The organism is Rathayibacter sp. YIM 133350 (assembly GCF_037404875.1).
Taxonomy (GTDB): domain Bacteria; phylum Actinomycetota; class Actinomycetes; order Actinomycetales; family Microbacteriaceae; genus Orlajensenia.
Genome location: NZ_JBBELO010000019.1, coordinates 119,324 through 131,925, shown reverse-complemented (window position 1 = coordinate 131,925; position 12,602 = coordinate 119,324). Strand labels below are relative to the sequence as shown.

Sequence of the window (12,602 nt, the reverse complement as noted above, 5' to 3'; positions counted from 1 at the left end):
GGGTCCAAGCATGACCGGCGTGTAAACGCAACCGCTCGGCCGAGCCGGCCGGATGGCGCTACGGTCGGAGGGTGACTCCGACGACGCCACGAGCCGGCCGCATACCCGTCTTCGACCTGTCCCCCCAGCTGCCCGACGACCTCTGGCCCGCGAAGGCCTTCGCCGGCGAGGTGGTGCCCTTCCGCGCCACCGCCTTCCGCGAGGGGCACGACCTCATCGGCGTGCAACTGCTGTTGAGGGCCCCGAGCGGGGCGACATCCGTTCATCGCATGCATCCCCTCGCTCCCGGAACGGATCGCTGGGAGGCCTCGGTTCGCCTCGACGAGATCGGCGAGTACCGCTGGCGGGTGCGGGGATTCTCGGACGACTACGAGACCTGGCTGCACAACGCCGAGATCAAGGTGCCCGCCGGCATCGACGTCGAGCTGATGTTCCTCATCGGCGACGAGGTGCTCGCGACGGCGCTCGGCGATGAGAGCCGTTCCGCCTCCGACCGGGAAACGCTCTCGGCGGCCCGCGCGGCGCTCGCGGAGGCGACTGCCGCTCCCGAGGGCCGCCTCGCCGCCGCGCACGATCCCGCCGTGCGGACCCTGTTGCGGCGGCATCCGGTCGCCGCCCTCGAGTCGCACTCGCCGGAGCGGGTCATCCGCGTCGAGCGCGCACGCGCCGGCGTCGGATCCTGGTACGAGTTCTTCCCCCGCTCGGAGGGGGCTCGGCAGCTGCGCGACGGAACCTGGAAGAGCGGAACCTTCCGCACCGCCGCCAAGCGACTTCCCGGAGTCGCCGCCATGGGCTTCGACGTGCTCTACCTCCCGCCCATCCACCCGATCGGGCGCACGGGCCGCAAGGGTCCGAACAACACGCTCGGCGCCGGTCCGGGCGACCCTGGGTCGCCCTGGGCCATCGGAGCCGCCGAGGGCGGCCACGACGCCATCCACCCCGACCTCGGCACGCTCGCCGACTTCCGCGCCTTCGTGCGCGCGGCCGCCTCGGTCGGCCTCGAGGTGGCACTCGACTTCGCCCTGCAGGCCTCCCCCGACCACCCGTGGGTGCGGGAGCACCCCGAGTGGTTCACGACGCTGCCCGACGGCTCGATCGCGTATGCGGAGAACCCGCCCAAGAAGTACCAGGACATCTATCCGATCAACTTCGACAACGACCCCGAGGGCATCCGAGCCGAGGCGTTGCGCGTCATCCGCCATTGGATCGCCCAGGGCATCCGCATCTTCCGGGTCGACAACCCGCACACCAAGCCGCTGGACTTCTGGGAGTCCTTCATCGCGACGGTGAACGCCGAGCACCCCGACGTGGTCTTCCTCGCCGAGGCGTTCACCCGCCCCGCGCTCATGCAGGGCCTGGCGAAGGTCGGCTTCCAGCAGTCCTACAGCTACTTCACCTGGCGCAACACGAAGGAGGAGCTCGAGGAGTTCCTCGCCTCGATCTCGACCGAGACGGCCGACTTCATGCGGCCGAACCTGTTCGTGAACACGCCCGACATCCTCACCGAGTACCTGCAGTTCGGCGGTCCGGCCGCCTTCACCATCCGGGCGGCGATCGCGGCGACGGCCGCACCCCTCTGGGGTGTCTACGCCGGATACGAGCTGTTCGAATCGGTCGCCCGGCCGGGCGCCGAGGAATCCATCGACAACGAGAAGTACGAGTACCGGCCGCGCGACTTCGCCGCGGCGGAGGCGGGAGGGGCGTCGCTGGCCCTCTACCTCGGCATCCTGAACCGCATCCGCGCACAGCACCCGGCCCTGCGGCAGCTGCGGAACATCCGTCTGCACTCCAGCGAGGACCCCGCGGTACTGGCCTACTCCAAGCACCTGGACGGCGCCTTCACCGCCGACGGCGTGGCCGACACGGTCATCGTGATCGCCAACGTCGATCCGCATTCGGTGCGCGAGACGACCGTCCACCTCGACCTGGCGGCGATCGGAATCGCCGACGGCGAGCCGTTCGAGGTGCGCGACCTCGTCACCGACGACGTGTGGACGTGGGGCGAGCACAACTACGTGCGCCTGGACGCCTTCACCCACCCCGTGCACATCCTGCACGTGCAGCGCCGAGAGGGCGCCCCCGAGACGAAGGGAACACCGGCATGAGCCGCGAAGACGGATCCAGCGCCATCCGACTGCCGGAACTGGCGGACGACGTTGTGGCGGCGGTGGGTGCCGGCAGTTACTTCAACCCGCATTCCGTCCTCGGCCAGCACGTCGTGGCCGCTCCCGGCATCTCCGACCCCGTGACGGTCATCCGGACGCTGCGCCCCCTGGCTTCCGAGGTGCGGGCCGTTCTGCCCAATGACGCCCGCGTCGAGCTCGCCCACCTCGGCCATGGCGTCTGGCAGGGTTTCAGCATCACCGGGCCGCAGGACTACCGCATCGAGGCGCGCTACCCCGACGGCTCCGAGTGGCTGGCCGATGACCCGTACCGCTTCGCGCCGAGTATCGGCGAGATCGACCTGCACCTCATCGGCGAGGGGCGCCATGAGCGCCTCTGGGATGCCCTCGGCGCCCACTACCGCGAGCACTGGGGCGTGACCGGTGCAACGCGCGGCACCGCCTTCACGGTGTGGGCGCCGCATGCCCGCGCCGTGCGCGTCATCGGGGACTTCAACGGCTGGGACGGAACCCAGCACTCCATGCGCAGCATGGGGGGCAGCGGCGTGTGGGAGCTCTTCATCCCCGAGGTGGCACCGGGCGCGCTCTACAAGTTCGAGCTGCTCGCCCAGTCGGGCGAATGGGTGCGGCGCGCCGACCCGATGGCCCGTTTCACCGAGGTCCCGCCCGCGACCGCATCCGTCGTCGGCCAGTCCGACTACCAGTGGGGCGACGGCGCCTGGCTCGCCGAGCGGGCGGCCACGCAGCCGCACACGAAGCCCATGAGCGTCTACGAGCTGCACTTCGGCTCGTGGCGCCCCGGCCTGAGCTACGTCGACGCCGCCGACCAGCTCATCGAGTACGTGCAGGAGCTCGGCTTCACGCACGTGGAGTTCCTGCCCCTCGCCGAGCATCCGTTCGGCGGCTCGTGGGGCTACCAGGTGACGGGCTACTACGCCGCGAGCAGCCGATTCGGGCACCCGGACGGCCTGCGCTACCTCATCGACCGCCTGCACCAGGCCGGCATCGGCGTGATCATGGACTGGGTGCCCGGGCACTTCCCCAAGGACGAGTGGGCGCTCGCGAAGTTCGACGGGCAGGCGCTGTACGAGCATCCCGATCCGCGCCGCGGCGAGCAGAAGGACTGGGGCACGCTCGTCTTCGACTTCGGGCAGCGTCAGGTGCGCAACTTCCTCGTGGCCAACGCGCTGTTCTGGCTCGAGGAGTTCCACGTCGACGGCCTGCGCGTGGATGCGGTCGCCTCGATGCTCTACCTGGACTACTCCCGCAAAGACGGCGAGTGGGAGCCCAACGTCCATGGCGGTCGGGAGAACCTCGAGGCGATCTCGTTCCTGCAGGAGGCCACCGCGACCGCCTACAAGCGCAACCCCGGCATCGTCATGATCGCCGAGGAGTCCACGAGCTGGCCCGGAGTGACCGCGCCCACCTCGGGCGGCGGGCTCGGGTTCGGCTTCAAGTGGAACATGGGGTGGATGCACGACTCGCTGCAGTACATCTCCGAAGACCCGATGTACCGCTCGTACCACCACAACGAGATCACCTTCTCGTTCGTGTACGCCTTCAGCGAGAACTTCATGCTGCCGATCAGCCACGACGAGGTCGTGCACGGCAAGGGATCGCTCTTCGGCAAGATGCCCGGCGATCACTGGCAGAAGCTCGCGAACGTGCGGGCCTACCTCGCGTTCATGTGGTCGCATCCGGGCAAGCAGCTGCTCTTCATGGGGCAGGAGTTCGGCCAGCCCTCGGAGTGGAGCGAGGAGCGGGGCCTGGACTGGTGGATCCTCGATCAACCGAGCCACCGCGGCCTGTTCGACCTCGTCTCGCAGCTGAACCGGCTCTACCGCGCCAATCCCGCTCTCTACGAACTCGACAGCGACTCCGCCGGCTTCCGGTGGATCGAGGGCGGCGCGGCAGCGGCGAACGTCGTCTCGTTCCTGCGGCTCAGCAGCACGGGCGAGACCTTCGCGTGCATCACCAACTTCGCCGGCAGTCCGCACTCCGAGTACCGCGTCGGGCTGCCCGCGGCCGGTCGATGGGACGAGGTGCTCAACACGGATGCCGCCGAGTTCGGCGGTTCCGGCGTCGGCAACCTCGGTGGCGTGGAGGCGCTCGAGGTGCCGTGGGCCGGGCAGCCTGCCTCGGCCGTGCTCACCCTGCCGCCGCTCGGAGCGCTCTGGCTGAAGCTGCGCCGCTGAGGCTCGAGAGCTCAGTAGAGGAGCGAGGTGAGGCGGCGGCGCGCCGCGCTCACGCGCGGATCGTCGATGCCGACGACCTCGAAGAGCTCGAGCAGGCGCTCGCGCACCCGGTTCTTGCCCGGCGCATCCAGACGCGGGAAGAGGGTGAGCAGGCGGTCGAACGCGTCGTCGATGTGGCCGCCCGAGAGGTCGAGGTCGGCCACGTCGAGCACGGCGTCGAGGTCGTTCGGTGCTGCGGCGGCAGCGGAGCGGATCGCGTCGAGCGTCTTGCCCTGCAGACGGGCCAGCAGGCTGGCCTGTGCGAGTCCGGCGACGGCGTCGTGGTCGCCGGGGTTCTGGGCGAGCGCCGTCTTGTAGTGCCCGATCGCCGCTTGGTAGTCGCCTGTCTCGATCGCGGCGTACGCCTCGGCGTGGTGCGGGGGCAGCGGCGTGGGAGCGGGCTCATCGGCCGGCTCGGCTGACCCGCCGTCGGCGGCAACGGCCACGCCCGCCACACCGTTCTGCGCCGCAAGGGCGAGCACCTGTTCGAGCACCCCGCGCAGCTGGTCCTCGGGGAGGATGCCGGCGAAGAGGGGAACCGGCTGGCCGCCGACGAGCGCGGCGACGGTCGGAACGGACTGCGCCCGGAAGGCCTGAGCCAGCTGGGGGTTGGCCTCCGCCTCAACGCTCGTGAGCACGAGCCGGCCGCCGAGTTCGCGGATGACCCGCTGCAGCAGGGCGGTGAACTCGCGAGACTGCTCGGCCCACGATGCGCCGAGGTCGACGATCACCGGCACCTGCATCGAGAGCTCGAGCACGTCGCCGAAGGTCGCATCCGTCGCCGCGAGCGTCAGGCTCGGCACCTGCACCGGGGCACCGGGTGCCGCCGGGGCGGCACCCGGAGCACCGGGAGCTGCGCCGGCCGGCGCCTGGGGACGGTTCACGAGTCCGGACAGGTCGACGGCTCCGCGCAGGTGCGCCGTCGACGGGGGCAGGTCACTCACGGCGCCTCCGCAGCTGAGGTCAGGCCCTGGGCGAAACCGAGAAGGGTGATCTTCTCGGTCGAGCCGGTGGGCGGAACGTAGAACAGGAGCTGGTCTCCGAAGGTCTGGGTGACGCCCTTCGTCGAATTCTCCACCCCCGAGTATGCCTTGGCCGCGTTCTGCGGCGACACCGTCCCGCCGTCGGTGGGGCGCACCGTCTCGGTCTCGTTGATGTTCGCCGTGACGAGGGCACCGTTGTCGTTGGTCGCCAGCGAGATCGTGCGTCCCTTGCCGGGCGCGTTGGTGAACTCGATCGACGCGGTCGCGGGCAGTTCCGCGCGCCGCTTGTCCTTGTAGGCGACGCCGACCTGGGGAAGGAACGCGTCGTGCTCGGTGTCGAAGAGCGGGTAGTACTGGCTCTTGTCGCCGTTCATCATGACGTCGGCGTACGCCGTCGCCACCTGGTTCGGGGGCAGCAGCAGGAACTCGGAGTCGGGTGCGACGATCGGCGAGCCGATGCTGGCCGGCGCCATCCCCGGCACGGTCGCGTCGGCGGCGAGGGCGACCGCATAGCGCACGACGTAGTTCTCGCGAGGGCCGGCCTGGGAGAGCACGAGGGCGGTCGGCTTCGTGGTCGGGTCGTCCTTGTTCTGGATGACCGTCATGACCACGCGCGGCCAGGAATCCGTCTGCTGCGGAACGGTGAGCTCGACGGGCGCGGCCGGGATGGCATCGGGCGCCGGGTACTCCGCGAGCGTCGAGCGCACCTTGTAGTTGGCCTCGCGCAGCTCGAGGGCGGGCCCGGCGAACCGGGTCTTCAGCGTGTCGAGGTCGAGCTTCGCGTCGGAGTCGGCCGCGACCACCGCGATCTTGCGCACGATGCGCTCGAGCTGCGGAACCGTGACGGCGGGGGGCTTCAGCGCCTCACCCGTCGGGTCGGCAGTGGTCGTCGGGCTGGCGGATGCCGAAGCCGCGGGAGCAGTGGACGGCGCCGCCCCCGGCCAGAAGTCGGCAGAGCATCCCGAGAGAGCGAGCGCGCCGATGAGGGCGACGGGCAGGACCGCGAGGCGCGGAGCCCGTCCGAGCGCACGCTTGTCGGGGCTCGCCGTGACCTCCTTGATGGTCTTCGGACGCGGCGCGCGGGGCAGCCGCGGCCGGCGAGGACCCTTCGGCATGTTGCGGCGCGGGCGACGGGAGCGCCGCAGGTGCAGGATCGCCCAGATGTAGCTGATCAGGCCGACCACGAGGAGGATGATGCCGCCGAGGATGAGCGGGCCGGCCCACGGGGTGGAGTTGTCGAGCGGCCAGGTGATGCGCACGCTCGTCGGCGCCGGCTTGGTGCCATCGGAGGCCACGAGCAGCGCGTACCCGTCCGGAACGTTCACCTGGGCGGTCAGGCTCTTCTTACCGGTGTACTCATCGAGCCACAGGTCGCTGCCCTCGGGGTTGGCGCTCGCAGGCGCCGCGTCGGCGGTCGGTGCGGGCGTTGCGGGCGTGGCGGGAGTCGGCGTCGCCGTCGGCGTACTCGTGGGAGCCGTGGTCGCGGCATCCGTGCTCACGACGAGCGTGCGCTTCTTGGCGTCGTAGCCGATGGTCGATGAGGTCTCGTCACCGATCCAGGCGGCCACGTCGGCGGTGCGGCCGAGGGCGAGGAAGGTCGTCGGGGCGCCGCTCACGGTGACGGTCTGGGCACCGGGATGACTGCGCAGCGTTGCCGAATCGATGACGGCGTACGGGGCCTCGTCGGTCACGCGTGCCGACATGCTCACGCTCGAGGCCTCGAGCAGCACGGTGCGCTGGGCGATGCCCAGCGCGATCATCGCTGCCGCGACGACGAATGCCGCGATGGCTAGAACGAATCGCACGAAATCTCTCCTCCAGGGCCGCCGAGGCCGCGAGGTCCCACGTCTCGGACGGGTCCGGGCGGGCCATCGGGCCTGCACTCGGGGCTCGGACATCGGGCCCCCGGCGGCAGACACAGACACATCAGGCTATCCGATCACGCTGGGCGCGGCCTCCATGGACGCTGAATGGCCCGTGTTCGCGGTTCAAGGCCATCCCGCTCCGCCCACTAGTATCGGGTCTCGGCGCGTGCAGTTCCGCGTCCGACGAAGGAGCAGATGTGGCAGGCGAAGAGACAGAGTTCACGCAGGTCTTCCGCGGGTACGACCGCGACGAGGTCGAGAAGGCCCTGCAGACCCTGCGACGCGAGGTCATCAGCGCGAACGACCGCTCGAACGAGGCCGCCGCCCAGGTCAAGCGCCTGAACAATCGCATCGATGAACTGACCGCTGAACTCGAGGAGGTCGGAAGCCCGACGTTCACGGGACTCGGCACCAAGCTCGAGAACACCCTGCGCGTCGCCGAGGAGCAGTCCACGCGGCTGATCGCCCAGGCCGACATCGATGCCGAGAAGCTGCGCACGTCGGCGAGCTCAGACGTCGAGAAGATGCGCCGCGACGCCGGCGAGCACGCCGAGCGCACCCTCGGCGAGGCCCGGGCGAAGGCCGGGCGCCTGCTGGAGTCCGCCCGCATCGAGGCCGACGAGATCCTCACCCGTGCGGGCGACGCCGCCGAGATGCTCACCCAGGACGCCACGCGCGACGCTGCCGCCATCCGCGGCGCCGTTGCCACCGAGGCAGCCGAGCTGCGTGCGACGGCCAAGCGCGAGACCGCTGCGATCCGCGCCGAGGCCGAACGTGAGGCCGCCGAGGTGCGTGTCGTCGCCGAGCGCGAGGCGTCGGAGGCCAGGGATGCCGCGGCCAACCTCTCGCGCGAGACGGAGCAGACCCGCGCCGAGGTGGCGCTCGAGCTCGACCAGGCCCGCGCGGACCTCGCGCGCGAGAGCGAGCAGGTGCGCCTGGACCTCGCTGCCGAGACCGAGCAGGCGCGCCTCGACCTCGCGCGTGAGACCGCGGAGGCGCGACAGCACATCGAGGCCGAGACGGCCGAGGCGCGCGTGGCGCTCGAGCACGAGCTCGAGCAGCGCCGCACCGACCTGGACCGCGAGATCGATGCCGCCCGTGCCGAGCTGGCACTCGAGCGCGAGCAGTCCGCGACCGACCTGGGCCGCCTCTCCGAGACGGCCAAGCAGAAGCTCGAGCACGAACTCGCCCGGGCCCACGCACGCCACGACGCCGACATCGAGCAGTCCCGTGCCGACTTCACGCTCGAGCACGAACAGGCCAAGGCCGACTTCGAAGCCGACGCCGAGCAGGCGCGCATCGACCTCGAGAACCAGCTCGGCGCCATGCGCAAGAAGACCGATCACGACCTGGCACGCCTGCGCCGTGAGATCGAGCAGGCCCGCATCGACCTCGACGTCGAGCTGAAGGCGCGGCGCGACGAGGCGGAGCAGGACCACCTCTCCCGTCACCAGGAGGCCGTCGCCCAGACCCAGAAGTACCTCGACGATGCCAACGCGCAGCTCGCCGCGGCGATCGCGCGCACCAACGATTCCCGCGCCGAGGCCGACCGCCTCGACACGGGCGCCAAGGCCGATGCCAAGGCGCTGCGCGAGAAGGCCGAGGAGGAGGCTTCCGCCCTTCTCGCCCGCGCCGAGGACGACGCCAAGGCTCGCATCGACGAGGCCGATGAGCGCACCCGCCTGCTCGTCGCCGACGCCGAGGATCGCCTCTCGCAGATCCGGATCGAACGCGACGCCATCGCCGGCTACTTCGAAAGCCTGCGCGGGGTTCTCACCCAGGCGGAACAGGTCGTCGCCGACACCGAGTGAGCGCTCCCAGTGAGGCACGCAACGGCCGGTAGTCTGAGTCGACACCCTCGGATGGAGCTGCACCGATGAAGATCCACAACGCCTTTCGCCTCGGACTGATCGGAACGCTCGGAGTCGGCCTGGGTTTCCTGATCCTCGTCTCGATCACGCAGCTCTCCACCATCCTGACCTACATCGGAGCGGCGCTCTTCCTCGCCCTCGGGCTGGACCCGATCATCAGCTGGCTGGAGCGCAAGCGCATTCCGCGGTGGGCCGCGATCCTCATCGTGCTCGTCGTGCTGCTCGCCTTGATCGCCGGTCTCGTGCTGCTCGTCGTGCCCATCATCGTGAGCGAGACCTCGAAGCTCATCGACCAGATTCCGCGCATCGTCGACGCGATCACGAGCGGTGACCTCGTCAAACAGCTGCAGCAGCAGTTCCCGGCATTGAAGATCGACGAGATCGCCCAGAACGTCGAGACCGCCGTCAACGACTTCGTCAACGACCCGACGAAGATCGGCGCCCTCGCGGGCGGCGTGCTGAGCGTCGGCCTCGCGATCGGATCCGGCGTGTTCGCCGTCATCATCGTGCTCATCCTCATGCTGTACTTCGCCGCGTCGCTCGGCACGATGAAGCGCGCGACCTATCAGCTCGTGCCGGCGTCCAAGCGCGAGCGGTTCGCCGACCTCACCGAGCAGATCACCGCATCCGTCGGCCGATTCGTGATGGGGCAGGCCAGCCTCGGCCTCATCAACGGCGTGCTCAGCTTCATCTATCTGACCATCATCCAGGCGCCGTTCCCTGCGGTGCTGGCGTTCCTGGCGTTCTTCTTCTCGATCATCCCGCTGGTCGGCACGCTCTCGGGATCGATCATCATCGTGCTCGTCTGCCTCATCCCAGGGCTCGGGTCGATCCCCACCGCTCTGGCTGCCGCGATCTACTACGCCATCTACATGCAGGTGGAGGCATACGTGCTCTCCCCGCGCATCATGAGCAGGGCGGTGTCGGTGCCCGGCGCGGTCGTGGTCATCGCCGCGTTGGCGGGAGGGTCGCTGCTCGGCCTGCTCGGAGCCCTGATCGCCATTCCGGTGGCGGCGTCGATCCTGCTGATCATCAAGCAGGTCGTCATCCCGCGCCAGAACGAGCTCTAGGCGATCGGAGCGCCCTCGAGCCCTCCGGGCGGCGGCCACTGCGTCGGCAGCGGGAGGGCGCCGGGATTGACGGCGCGCACGATCTCGTTGAGCACGCGAAGGGTCTGGCTCTCCCCCACCCAGAGGTGCTTGCCTCCGTCCACGGCGATGAGTTCGGCGTCGGGAACGACCGCGAACGCCTCGCGGGCTTCGGGCGGACGCAGGTAGTCGTCGAATTCGGGAATGAGGGCGATCAGCCTACGACCGTCCCCGGCCCATTCGGCCAGGTCGTGCGCGCTCGCCCGATGCAGCGGCGGCGAGAGCAGGATCGCACCCTCGATCGGATGCTCGGGGCCGTACTTGATGGCGAGCTCGGTGCCGAACGACCATCCGAGGAGCCACGGATGGGGCAACCCGCGCTCGGCGACGAACTCCATCGCGGCTGCGACGTCTTCGCTCTCGGTGACGCCGTCGCCGAAGGCGCCATCGCTGCGTCCGCGCGGAGAGGCCGTACCCCGTGTGTTGAAGCGCAGCACGGCGAGATCGGCCAGCGCCGGCAGCCGGCCGGCGGCCTTGCGCAGGATGTGCGAGTCCATGAAGCCGCCGTGCGTCGGCAGCGGATGCAGTGTGACGAGCGTGGCGACCGGCGCAGCCTGCAGCGGTGAGGCGAGTTCGCCGACGAGTCTCAACCCGTCACTCGTGCGCAGCTCGATCTCCTCCCGCCGGGCGGGAAGCTGGACGCCCCCACGGATCTCGATCGGCTCCGTGGCCGCGGTCTCTGCGCTCATCCGGTCCTCATCGTCTCGGGCCATCCTCAGTGGATGCGCCAGCAGTGGGTGTGCCAGTGCCGACGGTCGGCGAGGGCCGCCGCGTCGCCGAGCAGGGCATCCGCTCGCCAGGCGACGACGTGGGCGGTGCCGACCTCGACGGTGAGCGAGCAACCCGGGCAGACGTAGGGCTTCAGCGCCTTCTCCGCGCTGACCGGCTGCACGTTCCAGGCACCGTCGCGCTTGGTCTCCGTGCGCTTGAACCCCGCGAGCAGCCGACCGAGGTCATCGTCGGGCTCTGGACGCCCGCGGCCGCGTGAGGGCCGGTTCGAGCGGGGCATGCCTCCAGTCTAGGACGGGCTCAGTACCAGCCCATGTCCTCGGAGTGCGCCCAGGCGCCGCACGGACTGCCGTAGCGGCCGGAGATGTAGCCGAGGCCCCAGGCGATCTGGGTGGCGGGGTTGGTCTCCCAGTCATCCCCTGCCGAGGCCATCTTGGATCCGGGAAGGGCCTGCGGAATGCCGTACGCACCGGAACTGCCGTTGGACGCGTACACGTTCCAGTGCGACTCGCGATCCCACAGCGAGACCAGGCAGCTGTACTCGTCGTCGCTCCAGCCCCGGGCGTGCACCATCTCGAGGCCGATCGCCTTGGCGCTGCCGGGATCGGGCGTGCCTGCCCGGGGAGCGGCCGAGCGCTGGCTCGACGAACTCGACGCCGGCTCCGCGGCGGGCGGAGGCGGTGGTGGTGGTGGCGGCTTCGCGGTGACGACGTATCCCTCGCGCACGATCTGCGCGTCGATCACGGTGCCGACAGACAGCGCCTGGACGGCCTCGCCGTTGAAACGCCCGGCCACCTTGAAGTAGGGCGACGCCGTCGCACCGGAGTACGGATCGACGATGTTCACGAGCACGAAGGCGGCGGAGGCGGCGAACGCGAACGCGAACAGCACCGCTCTGCTGCGCCGTGCGGGGCGTTTGGGAGGGACAATCGGTGCGCTGCGAACGACGACCGGCTGGGGCATCACAGATCGCGGCCCCGACACCACGACGGCGGTGCGGGGCGCCGGATCACTCGAATGCCTACCCACGATTCCTCGATGCTAACGGATGCCCCGTGGTTCGGCCAGACGGCAACGCCGCATCAGCGAACGGCGAGCATGACGTCGACGACGCTGTCGAGCACGACATCCACCTGCGCCTCGCGATACCCGCCGCGCTGGGGCCGGAACACGATCGTGCGCACGTCGTCGACCGAGAGCGGATAGCCGTCCTGGAAGTAGCGGGTGAGCTTGGCCGCGAACCGATCGACGTCGGCCGTGCTGTAACCGACGGTGAGCACCGAGGTGCGCTCGAAACGGTGACCCTTCGGGCGGTCGAGCCGATTGAGGATGACCTGCGCCGTCGCCCGCGCCTCGCGGTACCACTGCTCGTTCCCGAGGGCCTGCAGCGCGTGCTCCCGCTCGCGCGTCGCGAAGGCGTCCTCGAGCCGCTCGAGAGCCGCATCGACGTGCTGGGTGGAGTAGCCGCCCTTCTGCATCGAGAACGCCGTCCGACGGATGTCGTCGGCGCTCAGCACCCCTTCGCCGGGCTGGGAGTCGTAGGCGGCGCGGGCCTTGAGAAGGAAGGCGTCGACCTGCTCGACGTTGTAGCCGGGCTTGCCACGATGGGCGAGGGGGAACGGAGAACTCACGCGATCATTCTGCCAGTG

The 12,602-nt window shown here is 70.0% G+C and carries 10 protein-coding genes; 4 read left to right on the top strand and 6 right to left on the bottom strand.

All coding sequences use genetic code 11. The annotated features are described in order from the left end of the window. Positions 1-71: 71 nt before the first annotated feature. Together WDJ51_RS05845 and glgB are read left to right on the top strand one after the other, a co-directional pair. Complete coding sequence (locus tag WDJ51_RS05845; RefSeq protein ID WP_337851497.1) at positions 72-2,105, top strand: maltotransferase domain-containing protein; 2,034 nt, start codon at positions 72-74, stop codon at positions 2,103-2,105. Further along, entirely contained in the window at positions 2,102-4,318 is a 2,217-nt protein-coding gene (glgB, locus tag WDJ51_RS05840; RefSeq protein WP_337851496.1) for a 1,4-alpha-glucan branching protein GlgB, read from the top strand. Before WDJ51_RS05845 ends, glgB begins: the two co-directional genes overlap by 4 nt. Before the next feature lie 11 nt (positions 4,319-4,329). Here the strand turns inward: glgB and WDJ51_RS05835 are convergent, their stop codons facing one another. Together WDJ51_RS05835 and WDJ51_RS05830 are read right to left on the bottom strand one after the other, a co-directional pair. Further along, positions 4,330-5,301, bottom strand: a complete 972-nt coding sequence (locus WDJ51_RS05835) for a tetratricopeptide repeat protein (RefSeq protein ID WP_337851495.1) — start codon at positions 5,299-5,301, stop codon at positions 4,330-4,332. Then, entirely contained in the window at positions 5,298-7,145 is a 1,848-nt protein-coding gene (locus tag WDJ51_RS05830; RefSeq protein WP_337851494.1) for a hypothetical protein, read from the bottom strand. The genes WDJ51_RS05835 and WDJ51_RS05830 overlap by 4 nt, the downstream gene beginning before the upstream one ends. Positions 7,146-7,402: 257 nt before the next feature. Here WDJ51_RS05830 and WDJ51_RS05825 point away from each other — a divergent pair, with 257 nt between their 5' ends. Continuing rightward, on the top strand, positions 7,403-9,016 hold the full coding sequence (locus WDJ51_RS05825) for a DivIVA domain-containing protein (protein WP_337851493.1): 1,614 nt from the start codon (positions 7,403-7,405) through the stop codon (positions 9,014-9,016). Between the two features lie 65 nt (positions 9,017-9,081). Continuing rightward, positions 9,082-10,146, top strand: a complete 1,065-nt coding sequence (locus WDJ51_RS05820) for an AI-2E family transporter (protein ID WP_337851492.1) — start codon at positions 9,082-9,084, stop codon at positions 10,144-10,146. Here the strand turns inward: WDJ51_RS05820 and WDJ51_RS05815 are convergent. The 4 genes from WDJ51_RS05815 to WDJ51_RS05800 all read right to left on the bottom strand — a co-directional run bounded on the left by WDJ51_RS05815 (position 10,143) and on the right by WDJ51_RS05800 (position 12,584). Continuing rightward, positions 10,143-10,913 carry an alpha/beta hydrolase gene (locus WDJ51_RS05815; RefSeq protein ID WP_337851491.1) on the bottom strand — a complete coding sequence of 257 codons (771 nt, stop codon included), beginning with the start codon at positions 10,911-10,913 and terminating at the stop codon, positions 10,143-10,145. The genes WDJ51_RS05820 and WDJ51_RS05815 overlap by 4 nt on opposite strands. Before the next feature lie 26 nt (positions 10,914-10,939). Beyond that, a complete protein-coding gene (locus WDJ51_RS05810) occupies positions 10,940-11,233 on the bottom strand; it encodes a hypothetical protein (RefSeq protein WP_337851490.1) in 294 nt (97 codons plus the stop codon). A 20-nt stretch (positions 11,234-11,253) separates the two neighbouring features. After that, a complete protein-coding gene (locus WDJ51_RS05805; protein ID WP_337851489.1) occupies positions 11,254-11,844 on the bottom strand; it encodes a lytic transglycosylase domain-containing protein in 591 nt (196 codons plus the stop codon). A gap of 191 nt (positions 11,845-12,035) precedes the next feature. After that, positions 12,036-12,584: a DivIVA domain-containing protein gene (locus WDJ51_RS05800; RefSeq protein WP_337851488.1), complete on the bottom strand. Its 549-nt coding sequence runs from the start codon at positions 12,582-12,584 to the stop codon at positions 12,036-12,038. Positions 12,585-12,602: the final 18 nt, after the last annotated feature.